This window comes from Bacteroides ilei (assembly GCF_900128495.1).
Taxonomy (GTDB): domain Bacteria; phylum Bacteroidota; class Bacteroidia; order Bacteroidales; family Bacteroidaceae; genus Phocaeicola; species Phocaeicola ilei.
Window position 1 is genome coordinate 3,079,021 of sequence record NZ_LT635801.1, and the last position, 23,869, is coordinate 3,102,889.

At 48.9% G+C, this 23,869-nt stretch carries 30 protein-coding genes; 22 read left to right on the forward strand and 8 right to left on the reverse strand.

Translation table 11 applies throughout. The features are described from left to right. Positions 1 to 8 precede the first annotated feature (8 nt). The 3 genes from BQ7489_RS13055 to BQ7489_RS13065 all read left to right on the forward strand — a co-directional run bounded on the left by BQ7489_RS13055 (position 9) and on the right by BQ7489_RS13065 (position 1,812). Entirely contained in the window at positions 9 to 983 is a 975-nt protein-coding gene (locus tag BQ7489_RS13055; RefSeq protein ID WP_072531362.1) for a hypothetical protein, read from the forward strand. 179 nt (positions 984 to 1,162) lie between these two features. Beyond that, complete coding sequence (locus BQ7489_RS13060) at positions 1,163 to 1,492, forward strand: hypothetical protein (protein WP_072531363.1); 330 nt, start codon at positions 1,163 to 1,165, stop codon at positions 1,490 to 1,492. Between the two features lie 98 nt (positions 1,493 to 1,590). After that, positions 1,591 to 1,812 carry a hypothetical protein gene (locus BQ7489_RS13065; RefSeq protein WP_072531364.1) on the forward strand — a complete coding sequence of 74 codons (222 nt, stop codon included), beginning with the start codon at positions 1,591 to 1,593 and terminating at the stop codon, positions 1,810 to 1,812. Here BQ7489_RS13065 and BQ7489_RS13070 read toward each other — a convergent pair. The 8 genes from BQ7489_RS13070 to BQ7489_RS13105 all read right to left on the reverse strand — a co-directional run bounded on the left by BQ7489_RS13070 (position 1,796) and on the right by BQ7489_RS13105 (position 8,226). Next, positions 1,796 to 2,344 carry a hypothetical protein gene (locus tag BQ7489_RS13070; RefSeq protein WP_072531365.1) on the reverse strand — a complete coding sequence of 183 codons (549 nt, stop codon included), beginning with the start codon at positions 2,342 to 2,344 and terminating at the stop codon, positions 1,796 to 1,798. The genes BQ7489_RS13065 and BQ7489_RS13070 overlap by 17 nt on opposite strands. Continuing rightward, complete coding sequence (locus tag BQ7489_RS13075; protein ID WP_072531366.1) at positions 2,341 to 2,898, reverse strand: phage virion morphogenesis family protein; 558 nt, start codon at positions 2,896 to 2,898, stop codon at positions 2,341 to 2,343. Before BQ7489_RS13075 ends, BQ7489_RS13070 begins: the two co-directional genes overlap by 4 nt. Before the next feature lie 94 nt (positions 2,899 to 2,992). Then, on the reverse strand, positions 2,993 to 4,279 hold the full coding sequence (locus tag BQ7489_RS13080; protein ID WP_083580608.1) for a phage head morphogenesis protein: 1,287 nt from the start codon (positions 4,277 to 4,279) through the stop codon (positions 2,993 to 2,995). Positions 4,280 to 4,317: 38 nt separating this feature from the next. Next, positions 4,318 to 5,559 (reverse strand): phage portal protein family protein, encoded by a 1,242-nt coding sequence (locus tag BQ7489_RS13085; RefSeq protein ID WP_113745264.1) that lies wholly within the window; start codon positions 5,557 to 5,559, stop codon positions 4,318 to 4,320. A gap of 3 nt (positions 5,560 to 5,562) precedes the next feature. Further along, on the reverse strand, positions 5,563 to 5,982 hold the full coding sequence (locus BQ7489_RS13090; protein WP_072531367.1) for a phage protein Gp36 family protein: 420 nt from the start codon (positions 5,980 to 5,982) through the stop codon (positions 5,563 to 5,565). Positions 5,983 to 5,986: 4 nt separating this feature from the next. After that, positions 5,987 to 6,217 (reverse strand): hypothetical protein, encoded by a 231-nt coding sequence (locus BQ7489_RS13095; protein ID WP_072531368.1) that lies wholly within the window; start codon positions 6,215 to 6,217, stop codon positions 5,987 to 5,989. A gap of 1 nt (position 6,218) precedes the next feature. After that, positions 6,219 to 7,757, reverse strand: a complete 1,539-nt coding sequence (locus BQ7489_RS13100; protein ID WP_072532193.1) for a hypothetical protein — start codon at positions 7,755 to 7,757, stop codon at positions 6,219 to 6,221. Positions 7,758 to 7,770: 13 nt separating this feature from the next. Further along, a complete protein-coding gene (locus BQ7489_RS13105; protein WP_072531369.1) occupies positions 7,771 to 8,226 on the reverse strand; it encodes a helix-turn-helix domain-containing protein in 456 nt (151 codons plus the stop codon). Positions 8,227 to 8,400: 174 nt separating this feature from the next. Between BQ7489_RS13105 and BQ7489_RS13110 the strand changes: the two genes are divergently transcribed. The 19 genes from BQ7489_RS13110 (at position 8,401) to BQ7489_RS13200 (ending at position 23,566) form a co-directional block, all read left to right on the forward strand. Further along, a complete protein-coding gene (locus tag BQ7489_RS13110) occupies positions 8,401 to 9,348 on the forward strand; it encodes a hypothetical protein (protein ID WP_083580610.1) in 948 nt (315 codons plus the stop codon). 24 nt (positions 9,349 to 9,372) lie between these two features. Continuing rightward, complete coding sequence (locus BQ7489_RS13115; protein ID WP_072531371.1) at positions 9,373 to 10,434, forward strand: phage major capsid protein; 1,062 nt, start codon at positions 9,373 to 9,375, stop codon at positions 10,432 to 10,434. Continuing rightward, positions 10,434 to 10,850, forward strand: a complete 417-nt coding sequence (locus BQ7489_RS13120; RefSeq protein ID WP_072530133.1) for a structural protein P5 — start codon at positions 10,434 to 10,436, stop codon at positions 10,848 to 10,850. The genes BQ7489_RS13115 and BQ7489_RS13120 overlap by 1 nt, the downstream gene beginning before the upstream one ends. A gap of 22 nt (positions 10,851 to 10,872) precedes the next feature. Beyond that, positions 10,873 to 11,256: a hypothetical protein gene (locus BQ7489_RS13125; RefSeq protein WP_072530132.1), complete on the forward strand. Its 384-nt coding sequence runs from the start codon at positions 10,873 to 10,875 to the stop codon at positions 11,254 to 11,256. Continuing rightward, the gene (locus tag BQ7489_RS13130) at positions 11,219 to 11,632 is read left to right on the forward strand and encodes a hypothetical protein (RefSeq protein ID WP_162617775.1); all 414 of its coding nucleotides are present in this window, start codon (positions 11,219 to 11,221) and stop codon (positions 11,630 to 11,632) included. The genes BQ7489_RS13125 and BQ7489_RS13130 overlap by 38 nt, the downstream gene beginning before the upstream one ends. A 1-nt stretch (position 11,633) precedes the next feature. Continuing rightward, positions 11,634 to 12,827 carry a DUF2586 family protein gene (locus BQ7489_RS13135; RefSeq protein ID WP_072530130.1) on the forward strand — a complete coding sequence of 398 codons (1,194 nt, stop codon included), beginning with the start codon at positions 11,634 to 11,636 and terminating at the stop codon, positions 12,825 to 12,827. After that, positions 12,827 to 13,252 (forward strand): hypothetical protein, encoded by a 426-nt coding sequence (locus BQ7489_RS13140; protein ID WP_072530129.1) that lies wholly within the window; start codon positions 12,827 to 12,829, stop codon positions 13,250 to 13,252. The genes BQ7489_RS13135 and BQ7489_RS13140 overlap by 1 nt, the downstream gene beginning before the upstream one ends. Before the next feature lie 20 nt (positions 13,253 to 13,272). Beyond that, the gene (locus tag BQ7489_RS13145) at positions 13,273 to 13,584 is read left to right on the forward strand and encodes a hypothetical protein (protein WP_072532028.1); all 312 of its coding nucleotides are present in this window, start codon (positions 13,273 to 13,275) and stop codon (positions 13,582 to 13,584) included. Positions 13,585 to 13,750: 166 nt separating this feature from the next. Next, positions 13,751 to 16,390 (forward strand): phage tail tape measure protein, encoded by a 2,640-nt coding sequence (locus tag BQ7489_RS13150; RefSeq protein ID WP_072531372.1) that lies wholly within the window; start codon positions 13,751 to 13,753, stop codon positions 16,388 to 16,390. Positions 16,391 to 16,393: 3 nt separating this feature from the next. Further along, a complete protein-coding gene (locus BQ7489_RS13155) occupies positions 16,394 to 17,038 on the forward strand; it encodes a DUF6046 domain-containing protein (protein WP_072530127.1) in 645 nt (214 codons plus the stop codon). A 1-nt stretch (position 17,039) separates the two neighbouring features. Then, the gene (locus BQ7489_RS13160; protein ID WP_072531373.1) at positions 17,040 to 18,002 is read left to right on the forward strand and encodes a hypothetical protein; all 963 of its coding nucleotides are present in this window, start codon (positions 17,040 to 17,042) and stop codon (positions 18,000 to 18,002) included. Further along, complete coding sequence (locus BQ7489_RS13165) at positions 17,999 to 18,646, forward strand: hypothetical protein (RefSeq protein ID WP_072530126.1); 648 nt, start codon at positions 17,999 to 18,001, stop codon at positions 18,644 to 18,646. Before BQ7489_RS13160 ends, BQ7489_RS13165 begins: the two co-directional genes overlap by 4 nt. Before the next feature lie 3 nt (positions 18,647 to 18,649). Further along, a complete protein-coding gene (locus BQ7489_RS13170) occupies positions 18,650 to 18,871 on the forward strand; it encodes a hypothetical protein (protein ID WP_072530125.1) in 222 nt (73 codons plus the stop codon). A gap of 3 nt (positions 18,872 to 18,874) precedes the next feature. Continuing rightward, complete coding sequence (locus tag BQ7489_RS13175; protein ID WP_072530124.1) at positions 18,875 to 19,171, forward strand: hypothetical protein; 297 nt, start codon at positions 18,875 to 18,877, stop codon at positions 19,169 to 19,171. Continuing rightward, positions 19,158 to 19,460 (forward strand): hypothetical protein, encoded by a 303-nt coding sequence (locus BQ7489_RS13180; RefSeq protein ID WP_072530123.1) that lies wholly within the window; start codon positions 19,158 to 19,160, stop codon positions 19,458 to 19,460. The genes BQ7489_RS13175 and BQ7489_RS13180 overlap by 14 nt, the downstream gene beginning before the upstream one ends. Then, entirely contained in the window at positions 19,436 to 20,236 is an 801-nt protein-coding gene (locus BQ7489_RS13185) for a hypothetical protein (protein WP_072531374.1), read from the forward strand. The genes BQ7489_RS13180 and BQ7489_RS13185 overlap by 25 nt, the downstream gene beginning before the upstream one ends. 2 nt (positions 20,237 to 20,238) lie before the next feature. Next, a complete protein-coding gene (locus BQ7489_RS13190) occupies positions 20,239 to 20,694 on the forward strand; it encodes a hypothetical protein (RefSeq protein ID WP_072530121.1) in 456 nt (151 codons plus the stop codon). Then, on the forward strand, positions 20,691 to 21,470 hold the full coding sequence (locus BQ7489_RS13195) for a hypothetical protein (protein WP_072530120.1): 780 nt from the start codon (positions 20,691 to 20,693) through the stop codon (positions 21,468 to 21,470). The genes BQ7489_RS13190 and BQ7489_RS13195 overlap by 4 nt, the downstream gene beginning before the upstream one ends. Beyond that, entirely contained in the window at positions 21,467 to 23,566 is a 2,100-nt protein-coding gene (locus BQ7489_RS13200) for a hypothetical protein (protein WP_072531375.1), read from the forward strand. The genes BQ7489_RS13195 and BQ7489_RS13200 overlap by 4 nt, the downstream gene beginning before the upstream one ends. Positions 23,567 to 23,869 lie beyond the last annotated feature (303 nt).

Below are 23,869 nucleotides of genomic sequence, written 5' to 3' on the forward strand. Positions count from 1 at the left end.
GTAGTAAAATGAAAAGAGTAAAAGGAACAGCTGGCGTATCGTTATTTGAGTGCATCAATGCCGACCTGAATAAGTGGAACGTCCGTTGGGATGTCCAGGAGAATCCGGAAACAGATGAAGGCCAGACAAACGGTATTAACTATATGGAAGAAACATTCCTGTTTAAGCCGGATCTGAGCGACGTACAGCAGATAATATCATTTTGGTGTGGAAGTACGGAGGCAACCGCAAAGTTTGTTTTGGATGGCAAAACAATAGAAATGTCTGAGCAGGGACTGTTGTTCCTGCGTAGCCAGGCGCAGGCATCAGAAGGTGATAATGTTTCAATAGTTACGTCAGAGGGCGTTATTGAGGTGACATCGCAGGAGGCTCAGTTTATTGTAAATGATATGACGCGATACCTGTCAGCGTATAACAATAACACTTTAACGCTTTTGAATGAAATTGATGCGGCAGACAGTATTGACGTGCTAACCGTGATGGACTACTCTACCGGGTATCCAACCCCGACAAGTATGACATTGCAACAGGTCAAGGACGCCGTTTCAAAACAAGGGTCAACCCCGGAACAGCAGGCGGTATTATTTGCCCGTATGACAATAAATTCTGTCGACTTGTCTAACAACGATGCACTGGCGGTTAAGGATCTTCACCCGTCCTGGGAGTCGTTTATAGGCAAAGAGCTGAAGGCGAAAAGCCGTGTTACTTATGGCGAAAGTTTGTTCCGTGTTCGCCAGGATATTAATCCGGTACTGGAAAACCAGCCGCCAAGTATTGAAACTGCAGCTTTGTATGAAGAAATAAATGAAGAAAACGCTGGTACGATTGATGACCCAATACCATATAATAACAATATGGAGTTGTTTACCGGAAAGTATTATTCGCAGAATGGAGTGATTTATAAATGCACCCGCGACACCGGACAGGCGGTTTATCAAGATTTGGCTGATTTGGTTGGGATTTATGTGGAGAAAATAGAATAGATTGAAAAAAGACGTTTTTAAAGGGGTTGAAACCTATATAATGAGAAAGCGGGGCTGTAAGCTACCGCTTTCTCATTATATAGGTTTATTTTTCAGAATGTTATGAAACAATTCTGACTTTTTGGGATTACCGATAATTGAACATATTTTTGTGAGACAAATTTTAAACAATAAATTCTATGATGAAATATTTTAAAGCTGTGGATGTAATTTTCCCGAAAAAGTATGTTGCAAACGTGAACGTCCTTTTTGATGGTGGACTTCACTCTTTTTCTATAGCCGAATTAGATTGGGAAGGTGGAAAATGTTTTGGTATGAGATGGAATGTTGCGCGTAATGAATGGGATAGAGAAGATAAGCAAAAAGGTCGTTCAATTTGCTTGGGCGTACCCACATCTCATGGAAAGCCTGTTTGGTTTATATTACCTGCTGTATCAGTAAATTATATAAATCAGATAATTGAAGATGAAAAGAAACGGTTAAAAGAAGAAGGGCTGCAGGATGAATGATTATCAAAAGGCGAGAAGTGTAAAACTATCCCGCCTTTTATTTTGCTCGTTGGTGTCAATTCGATAAATTTGTAATCAAATCTAAATATCTGGGGTAAATGAGTTTAAAGGGATGTTCATACGCACGCCGTGTTGTTGAGGTAAATGCAATTTACGACGAATACGCCAAAACCGGATTGTCTAACCGGGAGATTTGGCGCAGATACATTTACCCTATTTATGGTATCACTGAAAAGACCTTCTACAACTATATCAATGCCGCGGCAAACCCCAAGGTGGCGCAAAAAGTAAACGAATTACAGCTTAGACTTTTCGACTGATAAACTCAGGCGGAACCGGATGCTTAATTAGCTTCTTCACCGCCGAATCGTCATACAAAAGGGTTTGAAACACTTCCGTATCGTCCAGTATTTCCTCGTGATCGTGACAAGGTATAGATGCCGACCGCTTGAATGAACCCCAATATTCGCCAGTAAACCCGTGCAGGCAGCGGTTTATCTTGTCGAGCAAATCCAGGTGGAACTCCTCGCCATCGTAACCTTCCGGCTGTGCTATTGTCAGGATGTGCAGTCCGACAGTCAGGTCCGCGTCCTGTAGTCCTCCTTGCTGGTGCCGCCATGCCAGGCGTCCGAACTCAATAAATACAGCGGGCATCGGGAAGTGCGCTTCCTCTTCAATAAACTCCACTTGCCGGTTCCACAATCCAAAATGTTTTATCGCAAAATCGGGCGTTTCTCCGGCTTCTATCATTTGTTTGATACGTTCTTCCGATTCCAGCTCGATGTCGCCACTGTCGGCCATTAAAAGGCGCGACAGGCGTTTCTTTAGTTCCTGGTATAAAATCTTTCTCATTTGTCTATAATTGGATGGTTCTTTAAATATTCCTCAAAGTTCTGTTCGGTTATTTTCCGGATGATCCGGTCGGTATTGCGCCCGGACCCGATAAAGCGGCGTTCCGGCATCTTGATGGCAGAGCCGACTTTCTTCAAGGCCATCGCCAGGTAAAACTGTTCCTTTTCAGACAGTTCCCGGTTGCGCTTGTTACCGCGGCGTTCGCCATTCTTCTTGTACTGGTATTTACCGCGTGTCTCTTTTAGTTTTCCGAAGAAATACCCCTTCATCTTCCTTGTAACCTTAATTTCCCCGCCTTCATTATGAATCTGCGCGTAGGGCCGGTTGGACGAATAAACCAGCTCACCACGGCGTTTCCGGCTTCGGATGCTTCGACGTAACCCTCCAGTGCGTTGCATGAGTGAACCCACACCGTCATCAAATTTCCTTTCGGGCCATTCCTTTTCATCGAAAAAGGCTTTCCGCTCGAAATTCCGGTCAAATTCCTCGTCAAACTCGACTTTGATGTCTTCAATTGACCGGTCAATGACTTCTTTCTTAAAATCTCCGTCCATAGGATTGGGTTTTAAATTATTAGTTGTATATTTGCAGTGAAAAGCGAGTGAATTGTGTGGGCTAAGCTGGTCAAGAACCTAAGGGGCCGCCGATTTATTCGCTTTTTATTTTGTCTGTTACCGAATACAGAAAACGGTCGTACTTTTTCTTGCCGTCCCTATTTTCAAATTCAGCTTCTGCCACATTTAGATATACCGTTTTACCGTTAATTTTCCCTTTCAAATAAAAGAACCGTTTCACCTTATCTTTTCGTGCGTGACTTAATCTGTCAGATGTACTGACATAAACAGACTGTTTCAATACGTCGTCTAGATGTGCTAAATCGTCCGGTTTTAATACAGACGACCGCCCGAAGGTGTCACTGTATAAGTGCTTATTCCCTTCTTTGGTGAATCCGATACTTTTCTTTACCCCGTCAATCTCTAAAACAACCTTTTTCTTTAGTAACGGTTGCATTTCCTGAAGGTAGTGTTTGCGCTCAATGGCAGCCTGGGATTTGGCAATATCTCCGGCACATTCTTGAATTATCGGACAAGCAGCGCAAAGTTCGTTACTGGGTATCCTCGCCAGTTTAAGCCCGTTCTTTTTGCAGGTGGCGCACTTCTTGATCGTGTACGAGTTATAAGCCGGATAAGCCGCCCGCTGTTTGCCCGGATTGAAGCGGAACATTTCGGCGTATTTACCCTCGGTTGCCTTATCCCCGGCTTTCATAGCTTCTTTGCTGTCAGTTGCCTGGTATTTGGCGGCGCGTACCTTTTGGACGGTACAACGACAGTTAAAACCATTCGGAGGATAATATTTGTCCCAGAACGGGTCAGAAGCCGGCAGCGTAATACCGTTCATTTCCTGATGTGCGGGGCGTACCTTCTTATCCCCCGCTGTACGGTATTGGAGTAAATAACGACCCTCGCCGTCGTCCTGCTGTTCTTCCCACTTGGCAGCCATTTCCGCACTTTGCACGGCGAAATTGTATTCAGTTTTCAAATAGTGTTTGTTGTAAGCCTCATTAATCTTTTGAACGTCATTTGAAAACTGTTCAAACGGCTTTAAATCGCCGTTTTCGTCCAGCAGCAGGTTTGCGGCTTCTTTCATTTCGTGAAAAGTCTTGAATCCGGAGAATACTCCGGCACTTTCCCGAAGGCTGGAGACCATCTCTTCCGACGGCGATTCCTGTATAATACCACGCTCAATGCCTTTTGAAAGGTAAGCCGCGGTTTCCTCGATCAATCGGCGGACCGGCTTTTCTTTCAACATGCCTGCTCCGAATATCCGCTTCCCGTGCAACCACTTGATCGCCTTTTCGAAGGCGGATTCAACACCCGACACGTCAGGGTAATCGTCAACGTCGGATAATTGCAGGTTTTCCTCCAGATATAGCAAACCTATTCTTTTGTGCAGCCCGGCATAATCATCCGGGCTCAGTCGAAAAAAGGTTGTGCCAGTTGTGCGGAAGTGTCCGGAACAGTCTTTTTACCGATAATGGGAACGCCGTATTTGTCGATGAAATATTTCGGGTCAACCTCGTAGCGGTCAGCAATCATTTTTTCGTATTCCAACTGCTGTTCCGGTGTGTAGTCCACGCTGTCGTCCCATTCAAAGTGCAGCCCTTTTACCGGAAAACCGTGCTTTACCATGCGTGGCAGGAGCTGGTCGTTTACAATGTCTTTTACGAGGTCGGCATCCTTTTCGACCACATTCTCGAACACTTCCAAATGGACTTCCGACTGTGAGAGGCTGCTACCGTTGTCGATGGTCATTGTCTGGTTCAGGATACCTTTTGACAGTTCCGAGTTGGCCCGATCAATACGTTTGTCATAGACGTTGAAGGCATCGCCCCGTGTAGTCTCCTTGATGTCAATATCGGTTCCGTCCGGGAACAGGCCCCATGCGGCCGCACCCATAGAGGCCAGCATGTTCTCTATCTGACTCCTGTCTTTCGGGTCTCGTGCCGTTGTTTTGGCGATACGGATTGGCATACCGAATATTTCCCCGAACTGGTCCCAATAGGCAAGCATATTCTTTTTCGGTATGGTTTGCGTTGCCGCTTTCAGGTATAAGCCCAAATCCTTCGGCTTACCGGCTTCCACCACCCAGTCGGCCATAGGTCCTTCCCGGTAAGGCATACCCAACCTCCATTCGTCGCTCTGTTCCCTGATGATTACGCCGTATTCCGGTATTACGTGCTTACGGTTCACCAGTTCCACGTTGGTATAACGCATTTCCCCGTCAATGCTCATTACGTCCCCCAACTGGATAAGTGAATGTCCCCAATACCGGGAATCCAGTATATAACCGACCAGATCCTTGAACCAAACCGCCTCGAAAAGCCGGGTTGCGTTATCGTTCTGTTTTCCTTTGGCATCTACCAGTTTGAATCCTTTCTTCTGGACGAACCCCTTTCGCTGCTCAACACAGCCGACCAGGTGCAAGTCCACTTCCACATCGCGGTAGATGTCATACAGCCGTCCGCGTCGTGGGTTTTCGATGTCGATAGCCTGTTGCCACGCCTGACGCCATGAGCGCATATCCTTTTGCGTCAAGGCTTCGGCCTGGAGCTTCAGTTCTACCGTCAGCGACTGAAGCCGACGACGGTCTTTTGCCGATGCCAGGTTGAACCCTCCAATCTTCATGCCTGGATTATATTTGTTTCTTTTTGCCATAATCTACCATATATAAGTATTTTGTCTTCCGGAACCCCATTTGACAGGGTTGTTCACGTCTTCCTCGCCATCTTCTCCGGTTACGGTGGGAAGGTCAGGAATTATCTTACCCGCCTGCACACCTTCCAGCCATTTGATGGCAAGTTCGTAACGTTCTTTCCTTATTTCGTGCCCCATCTTGTTTGGCAGCCACGCAGAAAGATGGTACAAGGATACGTCGCAGGTACGGAGCACGATAATATTATTCCGCTCGCTCCCGGAGGCGGCGAAAATCTTCTTCACATCGTACCGGCTTCTTAGATAGCCGGACACTTCCTCAATGGCCATCCGTTCGGCGGTTTCCCGTTTTTCCTCCGAACATTGCTGTAATACGTTTAGCGCCGTATTACTGGCCACGATATAATCTTCTTCGGTCAAAAACATAGGCTTACCCGGTTATAAGGATTGCTTTCTTCTCCAGATCCTGAATGGTTGTACCCTTACGGAATTTCCTTTGGGTAATCATCTTTTTCAGTTCCTGTTTGGAATATACCTTAGGAATACCTGCCACCATAAGGACAAGATACCGGCGTTTGCTAACTCTGGAAAGTTCTTCTGCCAAGCGAATGGCACGTTTTATTCTGTAACCCAGAATGAGATCTTTAATAAACTGTTTCATCTTACCATATATTTTTAGGAGACCGGCGTGTGCCGATGCTCGGTTTAAACTTCTGTATTCTTGAATGCTTCTGTAATACATTGATTGCACCTTCATCTGCGTCGGGACCATCATCGTGTGTGCTGCTGCCCTTTTCGATTGAAAGTGTCTGTTCGATACCCGCCAGCATGTCCGGATCATTCTGTAAATCCTCGTTGTAAAAGACAAAACCGCGTTCCCAAAGCGGCGATACCGCTTCGATACGCTGGAACTTGTCCGGCTTTTTGCGCTTGTCGGCCTGTATGGGTAACTGGTATCCGCGAAGGTTTCCTTCTTCCTCGAAATCGTCAAGCAAGGTGTCTTGCAGGAAATTCGCCTCTATCATGTATTTGCAGATAACCCCTTCCGGCAGGCTTTCGTGTAAGTCATAGAACCAGCGTACCATTTCCGCAACGGAACATTGCCGGACAAAAGCGCGGATATGGTGCAGTTCTGTTCCGGCTTTGCCCCAAACCTTGATGGCTTTGTAGTCGTTCTTTGTAGAGCCTTTGAATGAGGGGTCGCAATAGGCGACAATTTCATCGTACTTGTCGAGCGGCAATATCTTTTTCCACCGAATCCAGTCTTTACGAAATACGGAACCTTCCTTAATCGGGTTGTTCATGTATTCCTTCTCAAAGGCCCGGTAGCCCATGAACTCGCGCTTTTCCTGAATACGTTCAGGAGTCCAGTATTCCGGCCATGCCGATTTGCCGTTCTTGTCCAGGACGTTAACCTGGCTTACTTCTACGCCTTTTGATGCGGCTATGTTTGCCAATACGCTGCATTTGCTGATAAGGTTACCCACCATGATAAAACGCCCGCCTTCGGCCCCGAACGCTCCGAAAAGGGCCTCTTTCACCCATTCGGTCAGTTTACGGACACGGCTGTCGTTCTCACATAGTTCGTCGTCGTCGAGGTCGTCGATAACGATATAGTCCGGTCGTCGGTTCCGGTAACGGAGACCACGCGGCGACTGGCCACGACCTCGAGCAAAGAAGGCTACGCCGTCGGAGGTTACAAACTCGCCATCCTGCCAGTTCCCGGCATTGTATTTGGTTCCGAAGTCGTGTGTATATCGTTTGTTGTATTGTAGTTCTGCCTGAATGTCGCCAAGCAAGGTGCAGGCGGCATCCTCTGACTTGCCCACCAATACCATAACGTTTATTTCACGTCGCTTCTGTGCCATGAGCCACATCGGGATCATGACGTCCATGTGGGTAGATTTAGCCTGTCCACGTGCCCATTTGAAAACAGCCTTCAATGTCCGGCGTTTCAGTATCTTTTTCGCCGCCTCAATATGGTGCTTTGCGGAAGGGATAACTTTGCCAGTTTCGCTGTCGGTACAATAATGCGGAAAGTAATATTCTACGAAATAGGCGTAGTCTTTCCGGGCGCGGCTGATGCGTTCCATCTGCTCGGCCTTTGTTTCGGCCGTGTTGACGGTGGAAAAGTTCTGGATGGTCTCGCAAAGCTGCTTCCACCTTTTCAATGCTTCTTTCTGACTTATCTGTGTCGCCATATACATTTATATATTATAGCCCCGGATTTTCGGCCGAAACCTGTTCCGCGATAAATATATCCTGGTAGCGGTTGGTCATTTTCAGGAAATCCACCGTCAGTTCTTTATCTATCTGGGTACGTGCTACCAACCAGTTGTTATAGGAAGTAAGCACCTCGATAATAGTCGTGGCGTTGGTGCGCTTGTCTATCTTCTCGATGCTGGCTGCCAGCTTTGCCATTTCGTCGGCTGTCATATCCCCACTCTCCAGCCTTTCGTCAGCCTTCCTCATAATTTTCGCCACAAGCTCCTTACGGGTGATAGACTTGGCTGTGCGTAGCGCGTCCCAGCCACCATCATTAACCCACTTGTTTATTGTTACGCGGGAAACTCCGACTTTTTCGGCAACCAGTTTTTGTGTATCTCCATTCAAGTAATAGAGCCTTGCCAGTTCCTTCGTTTTTTCAAGTTCTTTCTTTGATGTTGCCATAAAATTGATATTAGCTTTTCAGCAAAATTGTAAAGGAAATCGTGCTTCGGCAATTAAGAATGTAGTCGTTACATAGAAGTGTGTAACCATTACATAGAAGTGTGTAACCATTGCGCTCTTATTTTGACAGGTGTATTTACAATAATATGTTTGCGACAATCAACGAACAAACGAATGGCAAAAAGAATAGTAATAAGCGATGAGTCGGTAAACTGCTACGGAACGTGGATCAGCACGGCGGGAATGGATATTTCCCAATATGAGAGGAATCCGGTACTGCTCTGGATGCACTGGCGTGGTGTGATAATCGGCTGCATCAAAGATGTGAAGAAAGAGGAAGGGCGGGTGACGGGAGAGCCCTGGTTTGACGAAGTGCGCGAGGAGTCCAAACAGGCGAAGGCGCAGTGGGAAAAGGGCACACTGCGTATGGCTTCTGCTAATGTGGATGTACTGGAATACAGCGACGCTCCGGAGCTTATCAAGCCCGGACAGTATCGTGCGACCGTCACCCGCAGCAAGCTGACTGAGGTCAGTATGGTGGACATCGGTGGTAATGACAATGCTCTGCCGCTTATATTGAACGCTGACGGAAAAGAATTGAAACTGGTAGCCGGAGAGGACTCGGAAAACCTTCCGCTGCTTATTAATAACACTCAAAAATCAGACGAAAAGATGGATTTTAAAGCAATCGCCCTGAAACTTGGGCTGCCGGAAACGGCAACGGAAAAAGAAATCCTTTCCACAATCGAAGTGCTGTTGGGTTATAAAACTGCCAACGAACAGTTGAGAAAGGAAAAGGAAGAAATTAGGCTGGCCGGTATTACCACCGCGGTAGAAAATGCCATTAACGAACGTCGTATCACGGCCGAGAAAAAGAACCATTTTGTCGAGCTCGGCAAAAAGGTCGGCCTTGAAACTTTGAAGATAACCTTCGAAGCCATGACACCGGCGCAGAAACCAACTGACGTGATCCGACTTTCCGGTGGAAATTCCGCTTCTGCCGAGTGGAAGAAATTATCAGACGTTCCGGCCGACAAAATTATTGAACTGAGAACAAACGACAAAGCCACTTATATGAAGCTGTATAAGGCTGAATATGGTGTGGACTGTCCTAATTATTAATCAATCAAACAAATCAAAAAACAAATGGAATCAAAAGGAATCAAAGCTATTACAGCCCTGCTGTTTAATGCGGTGATGGGCGTTATGGTTGCCGCCGTGATGGGCGTTCCGGCTATGGCCGGAGCCGCTACCGCTGTCAGCGTATCATTAGTGGCCGGTCCTTTCTTGCCTTCCGGAGCACTTTGCGAAGGGGTGCTGACCGAGGTATGGACTGGCGAATTAATCAAAACACTTCGTGCCGGTGATGTGGCAACCTTTCTTGACGGACTGCCGGACTATTCGCAGTATGCTGAGAATGACGTAATCCACATGATTGATGTCGGCGGTGATCCGGAAGTGCTGGTCAATAACACGACCTACCCTTTGGCAGTACAGGATATTACTGATACCGACGCGGTGTTCTCCCTGGATAAGTTCCAAACCAAGCCGACACCGGTAACGGACGATGAACTGTACGCTTCTTCCTACGACAAGATGTCGAGCTTGAAGGAACGCCACGCAGACGCGATCAAGGAAAAGAAGTATGCCAAGGCCATCCATGCGTTGGCACCTGACTCCAATGCGGAAAAGACTCCGGTACTTAAAACCACGGGGGAAGTTGTCGGCGGCGGCACAACGGGCAGACGTCGCCTCCAGATGTCGGATATTATCGCCCTGAAAGATAAATTTGACAAAATGAAAGTTCCTGTACAGGGCCGTCGCCTGGTATTATGCTCGGATCACGTGAATGACCTGCTGCTGACCGACCAGAAGTTCAAGGACCAGTATTATAACTATACGACCGGAAAGATTGCCAACCTGTACGGCTTTGAGGTGTACGAGTATTCAGACAATCCGGTGTACAAGGTGGCCGGAACAAAGGTCGCTTTCGGTACGGCTGCATCGGCCAATGAGTACCAGGCATCCGTGGCGTTCTACACCAAGCGTGTATTCAAGGCGTCCGGAAGTACAAAGATGTACTATTCCGAGGCCAAGACAGACCCGCTGAACCAGCGTAGCCTTGTGAATTTCCGTCACTATTTCATCGTGCTCCCGAAGAAGAAAGAGGCGATGGGCGCTATCATGTCGGAATATAAAGCATCCTGATGATGGCACCGCGAGGAATCAGAAACTGTAATCCCGGTAACATCCGAAATTCGGATGCTACCGATTGGAAAGGGGAAGTCCCGGCCGGAGCAAAGAAGGATAATTCCTTCGAAGAGTTCAAGGATATGGCGCATGGCTACCGTGCCCTGATCAAACTGTTGCAGAACTACCGCCGGAAATATGGCTTGCAGAGCATTGCCGATTTTATTAGCCGGTGGGCTCCACGAACCGAAAACAATACCTCGGGTTATATCACCCGCGTATGTCGGGAAATGCAGGTTCCGACAACTTATGTTCCGGACGTGGAGGATAAGGGTACAATGTGTGCGCTGGCCGCTGCTATAAGTGTGGTTGAAAACGGTATCCCGGCTGTCATGGCCGACGTGGAAGCCGGCTGGGAATTGTTGAACGAATAATAAGAACACTTGTAAAATCAGAATGGAACCTTTAGAGATTATTTCCTTAGTAGCTGCAATCATTACCGCACCGTTAAGCTCGTGGCTTACGGCTAAACTTCTGCGCAAGAAGTACGACGCTGAAGTCGATGGCCTTCGGGCGCAGGTAGAAGCCTCCAAGGCGGATACGCGCGGCGACGAACTGGCAAATGTCAAAGAAGCGATGTCCATTCTGATGGAACAGGTCGTTGAACCTCTAAAGAAGGAAATCAATGCGATACGTAAAGAACTGGCACGGCTTCGCCGGGCTGTCGAAAAGGCGAACCGCTGCCCTTTTGCCGATCATGCTGATGCTTGCCCTGTGCTGTATGAATTGCGCAGGGCCGAAGATGTCGAAGGGCACGCACGTGAGCCAACCGGTGCCTGAACCGGTGATGAGGGAGCGCCTTGTGCCTGTCTATCTTTCGCCTGACTCCGCACTGCTGACCGCCCTGTTTGAATGCGACAGCACAGGCCGCGTCCTTATGCAGGAGGTGGAGGAACTGAAAGGAAAGACAATGGAAACCGACCTGTCCTTCAAGGACGGGAAACTGGACTACAAGGCGAAAGCCGTCCCCGATACGGTTTATGTGCCCGGCAAGGATTCAATCATCTATGTGCCGCAGGAGGTAAAGGTCGAGGTGGAAGTGAACCGTCTTACCTGGTGGCAGGAAACGTGGATGCGGATCGGGAAAATATCAATTTCAATCCTGGCGCTGCTGCTTGGTTTGAAAGGTGTTCGAAAACTATTAAAACGCGATTAATATGAGTTTACCAAATGTGAATATAACGTTAGGCAACGGCAATATCGGTACTGTTACCTTGTCTGACGATGGTATTTCGGGGCTGATCCTGTCCGGCAAGGCTGTTAATGATACGTTGGCCCTTGATAAGGTTTATGTCCTTGCCGGTACTGCTGACCTGAAAAAGTACGGCATCACAAAAGAGAACAACCCACTCCTGTACAAGGATATCATGGCATTCTATACGGCTGCCGGAGATGGCGCAGAACTTCACTTGTTGGTGGTGGATGAAGCCAAGAAACTGACGGATATCTGTTCGATGGGGGACGGTTCTCCCTTGAAGAAACTGATTGATTCAGCCGCAGGACGTATCCGGCTTGTCGGGATCAACGTAAATCCCGGGACTGACTACAATGCTACAGTAGAAAAATGTATCGACCAGGATGTCGTGGAAGCGGTAAAGGCAGCACAGAATGTTGCAAGCAATTACCTGGATAAGATTGCCCCGTTTGTGGTTCTGCTTCCTGCCCTTGCCTGGAACGGTTCAACGGACAGTCTGTACCAGCCGCGAGAAGGCAGCGAGAACTGCGTATCGGTGGTGCTTGCCTCTGACGGCAAAGTGGGAGAAGGCAAATATTATTCGGCTGCGATTGGTCAGGTATTAGGCCGTCTGGCGACTTGCCCGGTCAATATCTCACTTGCCCGTGTTCGTGATGGGAGCATTGCTGCGGAAGGCTGGCTGACGGACGGCAAAAAGCCGGAAGAGGATTACAGCCTCTGGAATGCCCTGCACGATGCCGGCTATATCTTCTACCGCACGTTTATCGGAAAGAACGGGTATTACCTGAATTATGACGCGACTGCGGTAGCGACAACGGATGATTACAACCGCCTTTCCTTGACCCGTGTCATCCAGAAGGCATTGGTGATATGTTATAAGACATATATCGATGAAATCATGGACAGTATCGCAGTTGACCCGGAAACCGGGCAGTTGCCGACGCCGATCTGCAAATATTACGAACAGTTGCTTATCCGTAATGTCAATGTGAATATGGAAGGTGAAATTTCCGGTTTCAACGCCTATGTGGATCCGAAACAGGATTTGATATCAACCAATGTCCTGAAAATACAGGCAAAGATTGTTCCTACGGCCCTGCTGAAGGAAATCAATGTGGACTTATCGTTTAATAATCCTTATAACAAAAGTGAATAATGGCAACATTCAATTCTAAAGAATATGATTGGACAACCGTGACAGTCGTCCTTTTGGGCAAGCCGGTTGAAGGTATCCGTGGCATCGAATACAAGTCCAAACGTGCAAAGGAACTCCTGTTTGCCTCCGGAAAGAAGGCGCGCGGCATACAGATGGGCAAGAAGGAATATGAGGGCACGATTACCGTGCTCCAGTCCGAACTGATTGCCATGCAGACGGCCGCAAAGGCCAAGGGGTATGATGATGTTACCGATTTGGAGTTTGACATCATTGTTTCCTATATCTCGGAGACCGGTGTGGTTCAGACGGACAAAGTCGTTAACGCATCCATCACGGAAGCGCCGAACAGCATCAAAGAGGGTGACCTTTATTCGGAACACGCGCTGCCTTTTATCGCCTGCGACGTGGAATACAATGTGGTATAACTATAATAATGTATGGAACTATGAACGAAAAAGACAATAACAAGACAATCACCCCCGAACAGATTGAATCCTGGAAAAAGAAATGGGGCGACGTATTTTGTGTCACCGTCAGCGACAAGGTGGCTTATTTGAAACGCCCGAGCCGACAGGCTCTCAGCGCGGCTGCCGTTGTCGGGAAGAATGACCCGATGAAATACAACGAAATCCTACTCGGCAACTGCTGGCTGGCGGGGGATGAAGAAATCAAGACGGATGATGCCCTGTTCCTGGGCGTATCCACGAAGCTGGGCGAACTGGTTGAAGTAAAGGAGGCGGAGCTAAAAAAGTTATAAAAGGAACTGCCGTGGCGGAGAAACCCGGCTGGCTGTTCCTTTCGGATGCCTTGATCCGCCACTGGCTACACCTCGATCCTTCGACGCTCAGCGATGAGGAATGGGCCCTTCAGATCAGGATGGCCGAATGGGTAAAAATTGACTTCATTAACAGCATAGGCAAATTATGGCAAACAAAATAGAATACATCTTTTCCCTGCGTGACCAGATCAGTGCAAGACTGGGAAGCATTACGGCGACCTCGGACAGAACCGTGGCCGCCCTTTCAGGCGTACAGGATAAGGTGCGGTCTGCGGACAGCGTTTGCCGTGACACGGGAAGGACACTCGGTTCGCTGAAAATGAAGATTGATGCCCTGCAAGCCGAAAGGGAATGGATTCCGGCTGACAATATTCCGGCTATCCGGGAATATAACCGCGAGATTGCCCGGCTCACGGATGAAATCGAGGAACTGGAGACAGCAGCCGGTGGCGGCAAATTCAAGAAATGGGCGTCGGAGGCATTCGATGCCATTCCCGGTGCAGGACTTTTGAAAAACCCGCTTGTCACCGGTATCACTGCTGTTGGTGCAGCGGGCATGGCCGGCATGAGCTTCGATGAGAACATGGCCCAGGTGAACATCACCGCCCAGTTGGACGAAGCGGGGCTGGATGACCTGAAAAAGCGTTTGAAACAGATAGCGGCAGAAAACAAAACGGACGTACAGGTCACCCCGGTAGGCTTCGAGGCTATCAACTCGCAGGTGAACGATGTTGACCTATCCCTTTCCATATTGGACGCCGCCCTCAAAGGCAGCAAGGCGGGATTTACCGACCTCGATACTGTATCGGCGGCGTTAGCCCAGACGCTTTCCATCGTGGGTAAAGAGAATACGACGGCACAGGAAGTATTGGATACCTTCTTTGCGGCAAAACGTGTTGGTGCCGGAGAGTTTGCCGACTTTGCGCGTTATATGCCGAACCTTATAGCCGGAGCCGATAACCTCGGCATTGCCTATAAGGAGGTAGCCGGGACCTTTGCCTACATGACTGGTAAGGGACAAAGCGCCGAACGTGCCGCCACGCTGATGGAAAATGCCTTCTCCGTATTGGGACGTGTCGATGTCCGTGACAAACTGGCAAAGGCCGGAGTGGATGTATTCGATGATACCGGCAAGATCCGTAGCGTTGTGGATATATTCACCGACTTGGAAGGCGTTTTGGGCAGGATGAATGACGAACAGAAATCATCTTTCCTTGAAAAGGCCGGTCTGGTGGATAAAGAGGCGAAAAGCGCTTTCGCCGTCCTTACCTCTGATATTGGCAAGCTGAAGGAATCCATGAACGATGTCGCCAATTCCGCGGGTGAAACCGATACGGCTTTAGGGTATTCGGCAAACAGTATGCAAAAGGCGACCGAAGTGTGGAACCAGTTCAAGAATATCGGTACCGAGGTTGGAGAACTGACCCTTCCTGTCATTAGCGCAGGGCTGACCGTGGCCGGAGCGGTTCTTGCCGGGGTGTCTTCGGTACTGGAGGTCGTTATCGGTTTTTTCAGCGGGTGGTATTCGCTAATCCAGGAAGGGAATCCGATTGTTGTCGGGTTTACCACCACATTGGGCATACTGACCGCAGCGATGGCGTTGAACTATGCCTGGACCCAAAAGGCGGTTGTCATTGGTGGCATCAAAAAAGTGATGGATATTGCGCAGACAGCCGTCACCGGTGGTTTGACTGCCGCACAATGGGCACTCAACGCGGCGTTTGCGGCTTCCCCTATCGGATGGGTAGCTGTTGCCATCGGTGCGGTGATAACAGCCGTTACCTATTGCTGGCAGAAGTTTGAAGGGTTTCGTGTGGTTATTCTCGGTACTTGGGAAGTTATAAAGGAATTTGGACGGACGCTGCTTGACAGTATCGTAAAACCGTTCAAACAGGTATTATCCGGTATTGGCGGTGTCTGTTCGGCAATCGTCAGTATGTTAAAAGGCAACTTCAAGGAGGCTGCTGGACTTGCTAAAGAGGGATTTAAAGATATAGGGGAAGGCGTTTTGGGCGCCAATCCCGTATCAGCGGTATATAACACCCTGCAAAAGGGCAACTATTCCGCGGCCTGGGAAAAAGGCAAGCAAGCGGGCAAGGGCAGTTGGGCGGCTTCACAGGAAACAAACGATGCGGATGCCGCCAGCCAGCTAACCCCCGAAATGCCAGACGTTGTTAAAATTATGCCGGAAAAGATTAAAAAAACAGATTTTGACTCCTTGATGGCAAAGTTGGATACAACCGGAAAAAAGAAAAAAAGTAAAACACTCCGCTTGGATGACAATATTAAAAATCTGAATGCATCTGCGGAATATACCGCTATTACCCGCAAACTTGAACCGGCGAATGTCACAGCTGTCCCAGTATCAGGGTCTATGGGAAAACCCATACCTATGACCATTTCTTCTGCCTCTACGAAAGTGGATGACAGTACCCAGACGTATGACGCAGGGGAAACAAACTACTTGGCTGACATCATGCAGAACGTCCGGAAGATTGCCGCGGCGGTTGCCGTTCCGGTCATGCTGGCTTCCGCTCCGAACGTGCAGGCGATGGACATACCGACACCTGGACGTTCCGACGCCTACAATGTGGAGAATATCCGAGAAACCAATAACCAGTTTACGACCGATAACAGCCGGACGTATAACGATAGCGGGCGTAGCGTCCAAGTAGCCAAAGTGTGTGATGAAATTGTGATACACGTGGCTAATACCGACCAGAAAGGAATTGACACGATACGCCGGGAGATCATGAACGTATTAGAGGAATTGGGAGAGGGATAAGTTATGGCATCAAAATATACAGTCAAAGAGGTGGCGCAGACGTTCAAACGGGTAAGCCAGTTCAGTTTGGGCGACATGCTGCTTAACGTAATCGGGTATAAAGGTTTTCCGTACCCCGGCGGGTTCATTCCTGACGCCCCAGCAAAATATAAAGGAGACGGGTATGAATACCCCGGCGAAACGGCTTCGGAGAAAACGAACTCCGACTTCGGTTCTACGCTCCGGAAGAAGGACGCGCAAGGCCGGTGGTATTTCATGCCGGTGGTTCTGGAACATAAGGGGGCGGAATACGAGATACCGAATGCCGTCATCTCTATCCGGGGCAAGAAGACGATTGTTGAAACGGCGATGGTCGGCCGTAAAGGTACGGTGAAGGAACTTATCTCAGTGGACGATTACGACATACGCATTGCCGGTGTCTGCATGGATGTGGATTTTCCGGACAGCCAGTTGGGCGACCTTGCGGAGCTGTATAACATCAACGAGTCGGTCACGCTCAAATGCGCCCTTACGGACATCTTCCTGGATGAAGAGGACAAGGTTGTAATCAAAAGCATCGATTTTGCCGAGATGAAAGGATGTGAGACGGCGCAGGTGTTTACAATGGAGCTGGTTACGGATAGGAGTTTTGAATTAATTCTGGAGTGATATGTTTGTTTTATGCTGTGATATAAAAATAGGGGCCGTTTCTTTCAAGTCGGTTCACGACGTGAAGATCAAACGAAGCCTGTACGATTTGGCCGCCACCGCTACCGTCAAAGTTCCGGTAACAGCCGTGCTGAAACATGCCGGGGAACCGCCTACGCATATCGAGACGGCCCAGGCTATCAAGGTAGGCGACAAGGTGGAAATCAAGTTGGGCTATGACGGTACCCTGAACACCGAGTTTGTCGGTTACGTAAAGCGCCTGAACTATAAAGTTCCCCTGGAAATCGAATGTGAGGATGAATATTATAAGCTGCGTTTCTTGAACTGTGTTTTCAGCAAGAAGGAAACAACGTTAAAAGAGTGTTTGAACAGTGTTTTAACGGGTGTTCAAATGGGTGAAGTCGTTGACCTGACGCTGAAGAACTTCGTCATCAACAACAAGCCAGGAAGCTGGGTGCTCGGTCTTCTGAAAAAGGAATACGGGCTGGTCGCCTACTTTGATATTGACGGCAAACTGAATGTCGGCAAGGCAAACGACGTGAAAGGCGAAACAGTGAAATACGTCCTCCGTGAGAACGTGATCAGCGACGATGAACTGAAATACCAGCTGGCAGAAGACATAAAATTGAAAGTTAAGGCTGTCTGCTATTATAAGGACGGTACGAAGATAGAAGGCGAGCTGGGCGAGGGCGGCGGAGAAACACGTACCTTTTACTATTACGATGTGAAAGACGCAGCGGAACTGAAAACGCTTGCCCGGGAAGAGCTGAAACGGTATTCGTTTGACGGCTACCGGGGCAAGATAAAAACCTTCCTGCTTCCTTTTGCCCTACCGGGAGGCGTTGCGAGCATCGAGGACAAAGTGTATAACGAACGGAGCGGCGACTACTTTATCGAAAGCGTGGAAACGGCTTTCGGGACAGGTGGCGGCCGTCGCACCGTAGAAATAGGTATCAAGGCATGAGCAAGGAAATGGAAGAATTACGCCGGAAGTTCCATGAGCGGTTCGGCGAAAGTGGCGACCAGGTATTCCTGGGAACCGTTACCGAAGTAAACGAGGATGAGTTTACCTGTACCGTCAAACGCGACGACCAGGTGGATTATTTCGATGTCCGCCTCCGTGGCCTGGTCAAGGCGGAACTGCAAGGCTTTGCCTTTATCCCACGCCTGCAAAGTACAGTACTGGTCTGCCGTATCGGGAAAAGTAACGAACTATTCGTGTGCCAATTCACTGAGATAGACAAGATGATATTTACCGACAATGATCTGGAGGTAAAGGTTGATACCGAAAACATCGATATCAAGAAAGGGAAAAAGATAACCATTCATGTGGATGCGGGAAAGTTGGAAGTGACAAATGACAAGGTGAAAGCTCTGCACGAAGCCGACAAACTAACCGTCACAGCTGACAGTACCATCGTCAAGGCATCAACAGCCGGCGTTACGATCACCCGCGGCAGCAGCGGCCTGAAAAGGACTTTGGAACAGATACTGGACGGGATTTGTGCCTTGACAGTTCCGACGGCTGTCGGTCCGTCCGGAGTTCCCATCAATATAACAACATTTCAACAAATCAAGGCGGATTTGCCTAATTATATGGAGGGATAGCGTATGGCATTAATAAAATCGACAATCAAATCAGAGATAAAGGAAGCCTTTACCCAAGTGATGAACCAGCAGGACGATGACCGGGAAGGGGCTATCGACAAGGTAGCGGACAAATTGGCTGATGCCGTCATGAATGCCATCAAGAGTGCCACAATCACCTATACAACCGGCCTGGCTACATCGATGGGCCCCGTAACAGGCACATTTGGAAACAAAATATCATAGCGTATGAAAGACTATAAGCAACAGCCAGACGGTGACCTTGATTTGACAACCGGTGATTTGCTGGTAACGGAAAGCACCTACCAGCACCAGCGGGATTTGCTGTACAGTGACAAAGGTCATATCCGGCAAAAACCGGAAGCCGGTGTCGGGGCGGTAAATTACATGATGGATAACGATCCGGAAGGCCTGCTCCGTGCCACACGCAAGGAATTTACGGCCGACGGTATGAAAGTACGGAAGGTTGCTTTTGCGGCCTATTCAAACGATTTAAATGTGGAGGCGACGTATGAAGGTGATTGAGGTACAGGATGAACAGCAACTGCTGGACATTGCCCTGCAACATTATGGGACGGCAGAGGCAATGGGTGAAATCATGGCGAACAACCCGGAGATGAAAAATGAACCTTCGGCCGTGGTTGAAGCCGGACGCTCTCTCGGCGCTTTCTACCCGGACATTAAGTTGAAGGTAGGACAGCGGATAAGCATTGACGATGACAGCCGCCTTGTAAAAAAGACGGTAGTCAAGAAAATAGACAGGGATATCACCACTTACATGGAAACGCAATGGCAAGAACAATACAACAGATAGAGGAAAGCATTACGGGAAGGCTGCAAGCGACATTCAGCCTGTCCACATCGGCCGCATCCGAGTGGCGGCTTTGGGTACACTGTGTGGCATACTGTATCTACAGTTTTGAACTGGTATTGGACGCATTCAAACGGGAAATGGATGCGGACGCGGAAAAGGAGGTGGCGGGTACGCTGACCTGGTATAACGATAAATGCTACGAGTTCCAGATGGACCATGAACTGGTGTTCGACACGGTAACCGGCCTGTTGGAGTATGAGAAGGTGGATGAATCCGCGCGTGTGGTAAAGATAGCCTCCGTGAACGTGGCAGAGGATAACACAATCATGTTTCGCGTGGCCACCGAGGACGAAGAGGGGAAGATTGTGCCGCTTACGAGCAATCAACTGTTGAACTTCAAGAACTATATCGATGCGGTCAAGTTTGCCGGCACAAAGTCGGAAATCATATCGACGGATGCCGATGAAGTGAAGTATGACATCAAAGTCTATTATAATCCGGCCAACCCGGTAGATACGGTACGCGAAGCCGTATTGGCTTCACTGGAGGAGTTTAAGACATCCCAGCGTTTTGGCGGTGTCATTTACTCCCATAAGATGCTGGAGGCGGTTACGACGGTTGCAGGCGTTGTCACGGCCAAGATGCTTTCCCTCTCCCGCAAGGGTACGGAGGATGAGGATTTCATCCCGATTGACACGATGGCCTACCTGTATGCCGGTTATTTCAACTATGCCGGGGACAGCCGGCTGGAGATGGTTTCAATAAATGATATATAGCCATGAACATTATCCTGAACTTCAAAGAACTCATCCGGCAGTATGTCGCCCCGCACCGCAGGCAACCGAACCGTCTTGCGTGGCTATGGTCGCTTGTGGACTTGGACGGTGTATGGCAGTCCTTCTCCGACTGGCGCGATTACTACCGGTATAAGGTGCATGTAACGAGCCAGCACCGCTCATTAGAGGGGCACCTGAACAAGACATTCGGCGGCGGTATCCTGATCAAGAGTTACGAGGACCAGTTCCTCGCCATCGGACTAAACTCGGAGCCGGCTCACTGGGTGCTTTTTGAACCGATGCAGGAAATAGCCCTGGAGGGTGAGGGTGGACAAAGCTTCAAAGATGTGGACTTTATCGTTTATGTGCCGGAAGGTATAGACCTGAGCCTTGTACGGGCGGAAATCGAGCGTTATAAAATTGCAGACAGAACCTATAAAATAGTAACAAAGAAATGAAACGGCATGTACAATACCCCGGCGTAAGGAAATGGTCGGGAAATGATTTGTTGGAGTTGCAGAGCGAAGGCCTTCGCATAGCTGACGACTTCTTCTCACAGTACGGCAACTGTGTAATCTGCGGCTGCGCGGTATCGGAAACCGGCATCGATGCCGGGCTGGTCAACATTGACGGCATGGTGCTGCCATTGGCGGCTACGAGTGTGGAAGTATTCCCCGTCTATTTAGTCAAGGACGAGGAACACGTCCAACGTGAATACGCAGACGACAAAGTCCGTGACATTGCCGTCCGGTATTTTGCGAAGGTGGTCCAGGCGAAACCGTCCGATACAGGCTTTATTGAGATTACAGCCGACGGATCATCCACATTCTTTGATAAAATCGAGGCTGTTTGGCTGACGGATATACTAAACCGGCTGGAGTCCCTGAAGAAGGCTGACAAATCCCTGTCCGATGCCATCGAACTGTTGAAGGAGGCTGACAGGAAAGCCGCAGAACGCATCGTCACGCTCGAAAAGAAGATGCCATCCTACCTTGACCATATCCCGACGGTAAATGATGACAGCTACTTTGTAGGAGTCGAGGTTTGGACAGTGGACGAATACGGGAATAAGACGTTCTGGAAGTGCCACGACAACACGGAAGGCAAAGCCGTATGGAAACGCAGCGGTGAAGGTTCCGGAGGTGGTGGCAGTTACGGAGGAGCGGTTTACCTTACCGGACAGACTGATTTTTCTAAAGCAACAATTATAATTAAGGAGGGCTATTTAAAATGAGTGAATCAACAACCGGTGCATACGTGTACCAGCAAATCGTGAAGAGTACGGCTCAGTGGGCAGCCGATAAAACCGTCATCGTTGAAAACGTCTGGCTTTTCGAACGCAGGAGCGACGGCAAGATTATAACCAAACTGTCCGACGGCAAGCACTGTTATGCCGACCTGGACGAATACGGCCTGAGCGCATGGGATGCGGCGCAGCTTGGCGGCTACAAGGGAACTAAGGAGGAGTTTTATTTGTCGCTTGGCACCCTTGATGAAAAAGTGGAGCAGGTGACAAACCTTGTATCATCGCTCGACGGTAAATTCGCAGAAACTCCGGATCTGCCGTCAACACCCGGGGAAGATACACTGACCTACCAGTCAGGGGAAGCAACCCGTAAATTCGCAATCGGCCAGCAGTGCCGCGTGTATGAGACAAAAGAGAAAGACTATGTCTTTTATCAGCTATACAATATCACGGAAGGGAATAAAGCCGACTGGCGTGTTGCCGGTTCCGGTGGAACATCCGCTTTTCAGGAGAAAGCCATCATAACCCTCACAAGTAACCAGGGTTTGAACGACGCCGACCTGAACGGCAAGAAGGTGACTGTTTCCTACTCCGGCCAGCACTCCGAACTGGTCTGGAACGGTGAAGCGCTGGAGATTGCCATCCCCATGCAGGTGGAATATACCGTTTCACCGGAAGCCGCCTCCGGTTATGCCTCTCCGGAAGAACAACAGTACGTGGCTGTCGGGGGTAACGAAAGACAGATAAACCTGGTTTACTCTGCGGAGAAGGTGACGGTCAATGTAAGCACGGACGACAGTGCGGACTGTTCCGGTCGTACTGTGACCATAAAGAAAACGTCAGGCGGCGAAGTGATTGGAAGCGGCAAGGGATCCAGTGTAGTTATAAAAGTGCCGTCGGGAACCGGATATACGGTATCCGTCGATGCTTTTGCAGGATACACCAAACCGGCAGACCAATCATTTACCGCAAACCCCGCGAGCCGTAACGTGTCTTTCGTGTATGCAAAAATCAAGGATGCCGGTATTGTATTTGACAAATCCAAAAGCGACCCGCAGAATATCACCGGTGAAATCAACAGCGGGGTTCTGAAAACCATCCTGTCGAAGTTCCGCCGTTGCCTCTGCAAGAAAACGAAAGACGGTGAGGTTACAATTTCGTATCTTCGTGATGACAACAGCAATTTCTACGCCGATGGCTCAGCAGCCAAGTTGGACGGCACAGAGGGCGATGTGATGGTGGATTTTCCGGAGTTCTATTACAAATGGGAGCAGGTGGACAGCAACAAATTCCGTTACCGCTTTGCCGAATACAACGTGGACGGAACATTCAAGCATGTGCCACGCTCTTTAGTCGGTGCGTATAAAGGTTATATGACTTCGAATAAGCTGTATAGCCGAAGCGGGGTTCGTCCTACAGTTAGTAAATCCACTAATGATTTTGATGGGTACGCAACGGCTCGTGGTAAAGGTTATCAGCGTATCGACTTCCAGCAGCACTGTGTGATTGCCTTTATGCTTTATGCGCGTTATGGAAACAGAAATTTACAGGCTGTTCTTGGTGTGGGCGGTGCTGTTAGTGGCTCGTCAGCAACGATGACGGGAACCAGCAATGCGACAGGAATTGCGGATACAAAGAATGAAACAAGCAAGTATGTTTGCGGCTTGGGGCTTGAAGGTGTATTCGGGGGTATTTACGAATGGGTGAAAGGCGTTGAAATTAACAATCGCGTTTGGAAAATCACTGACCCGGACGGGGCAACCCGCAATGTGAACGCCGGAACAGAAGACGGTTGGATAACGAATGTAGCTGCGGAAAACGGGCCTTTCTTCGACATGGTGCCTACGAAAGTGGGTGGCAGCGAAACGACACATTATTCGGATTACTATTGGCAGAGTTCGGGCGGCCCCCTTGTTTTGGCGCGCTCCTATAGCGACTCGAATACGTATGGCGGCGTGGCGTATGCGTATGCGTATGACGATGCCTCGTACACGAATTCGTACTACGGTTCGCGTCTCGCTTTCAGGGGCGTTATCCGCGAAGCGGCGAGCGTAAGTGCGTTCAAAGCACTGTCAGTGCTTTGATACTAATACCGGCGTAAGCCGGTCGATTTATAATATTTTTAAGTCGTTATCCATTAAAACCTTTTGGATATTAAGGATTCACGGAAAATCGAAGTACATTTGCGATGTAAATGTAAAAATGCGATGTTAAGATACAGGTAGAATTCCTCCGGCCCTTGTTTTGGCGCGCTCCTATAACGACTCGAATACGAATGGCGGCGTGGCGTATGCGAATGCGAATAACGATGCCTCGAACACGAATTCGAACTACGGTTCGCGTCTCATATTCAGGAAAGAAAATATTATATTATGGCTCTTGGCCGG

Coding starts and splice junctions, on each gene's coding strand:
- BQ7489_RS13135 (WP_072530130.1), top strand. CDS start 11,634: ATGAGTTTACCAAATGTGAATATAACGTTAGGCAACGGCAATATCGGT.
- BQ7489_RS13170 (WP_072530125.1), top strand. CDS start 18,650: ATGGCATTAATAAAATCGACAATCAAATCAGAGATAAAGGAAGCCTTT.
- BQ7489_RS13100 (WP_072532193.1), bottom strand. CDS start 7,757: ATGGCGACACAGATAAGTCAGAAAGAAGCATTGAAAAGGTGGAAGCAG.
- BQ7489_RS13105 (WP_072531369.1), bottom strand. CDS start 8,226: ATGGCAACATCAAAGAAAGAACTTGAAAAAACGAAGGAACTGGCAAGG.
- BQ7489_RS13175 (WP_072530124.1), top strand. CDS start 18,875: ATGAAAGACTATAAGCAACAGCCAGACGGTGACCTTGATTTGACAACC.
- BQ7489_RS13085 (WP_113745264.1), bottom strand. CDS start 5,559: ATGGCAAAAAGAAACAAATATAATCCAGGCATGAAGATTGGAGGGTTC.
- BQ7489_RS13095 (WP_072531368.1), bottom strand. CDS start 6,217: ATGAAACAGTTTATTAAAGATCTCATTCTGGGTTACAGAATAAAACGT.
- BQ7489_RS13110 (WP_083580610.1), top strand. CDS start 8,401: ATGGCAAAAAGAATAGTAATAAGCGATGAGTCGGTAAACTGCTACGGA.
- BQ7489_RS13115 (WP_072531371.1), top strand. CDS start 9,373: ATGGAATCAAAAGGAATCAAAGCTATTACAGCCCTGCTGTTTAATGCG.
- BQ7489_RS13190 (WP_072530121.1), top strand. CDS start 20,239: ATGAACATTATCCTGAACTTCAAAGAACTCATCCGGCAGTATGTCGCC.
- BQ7489_RS13180 (WP_072530123.1), top strand. CDS start 19,158: ATGAAGGTGATTGAGGTACAGGATGAACAGCAACTGCTGGACATTGCC.
- BQ7489_RS13055 (WP_072531362.1), top strand. CDS start 9: ATGAAAAGAGTAAAAGGAACAGCTGGCGTATCGTTATTTGAGTGCATC.
- BQ7489_RS13195 (WP_072530120.1), top strand. CDS start 20,691: ATGAAACGGCATGTACAATACCCCGGCGTAAGGAAATGGTCGGGAAAT.
- BQ7489_RS13150 (WP_072531372.1), top strand. CDS start 13,751: ATGGCAAACAAAATAGAATACATCTTTTCCCTGCGTGACCAGATCAGT.
- BQ7489_RS13120 (WP_072530133.1), top strand. CDS start 10,434: ATGATGGCACCGCGAGGAATCAGAAACTGTAATCCCGGTAACATCCGA.
- BQ7489_RS13130 (WP_162617775.1), top strand. CDS start 11,219: ATGTCGAAGGGCACGCACGTGAGCCAACCGGTGCCTGAACCGGTGATG.
- BQ7489_RS13185 (WP_072531374.1), top strand. CDS start 19,436: ATGGCAAGAACAATACAACAGATAGAGGAAAGCATTACGGGAAGGCTG.
- BQ7489_RS13145 (WP_072532028.1), top strand. CDS start 13,273: ATGAACGAAAAAGACAATAACAAGACAATCACCCCCGAACAGATTGAA.
- BQ7489_RS13090 (WP_072531367.1), bottom strand. CDS start 5,982: ATGTTTTTGACCGAAGAAGATTATATCGTGGCCAGTAATACGGCGCTA.
- BQ7489_RS13165 (WP_072530126.1), top strand. CDS start 17,999: ATGAGCAAGGAAATGGAAGAATTACGCCGGAAGTTCCATGAGCGGTTC.
- BQ7489_RS13060 (WP_072531363.1), top strand. CDS start 1,163: ATGATGAAATATTTTAAAGCTGTGGATGTAATTTTCCCGAAAAAGTAT.
- BQ7489_RS13070 (WP_072531365.1), bottom strand. CDS start 2,344: ATGAGAAAGATTTTATACCAGGAACTAAAGAAACGCCTGTCGCGCCTT.
- BQ7489_RS13160 (WP_072531373.1), top strand. CDS start 17,040: ATGTTTGTTTTATGCTGTGATATAAAAATAGGGGCCGTTTCTTTCAAG.
- BQ7489_RS13075 (WP_072531366.1), bottom strand. CDS start 2,898: ATGGACGGAGATTTTAAGAAAGAAGTCATTGACCGGTCAATTGAAGAC.
- BQ7489_RS13125 (WP_072530132.1), top strand. CDS start 10,873: ATGGAACCTTTAGAGATTATTTCCTTAGTAGCTGCAATCATTACCGCA.
- BQ7489_RS13065 (WP_072531364.1), top strand. CDS start 1,591: ATGAGTTTAAAGGGATGTTCATACGCACGCCGTGTTGTTGAGGTAAAT.
- BQ7489_RS13200 (WP_072531375.1), top strand. CDS start 21,467: ATGAGTGAATCAACAACCGGTGCATACGTGTACCAGCAAATCGTGAAG.
- BQ7489_RS13155 (WP_072530127.1), top strand. CDS start 16,394: ATGGCATCAAAATATACAGTCAAAGAGGTGGCGCAGACGTTCAAACGG.
- BQ7489_RS13140 (WP_072530129.1), top strand. CDS start 12,827: ATGGCAACATTCAATTCTAAAGAATATGATTGGACAACCGTGACAGTC.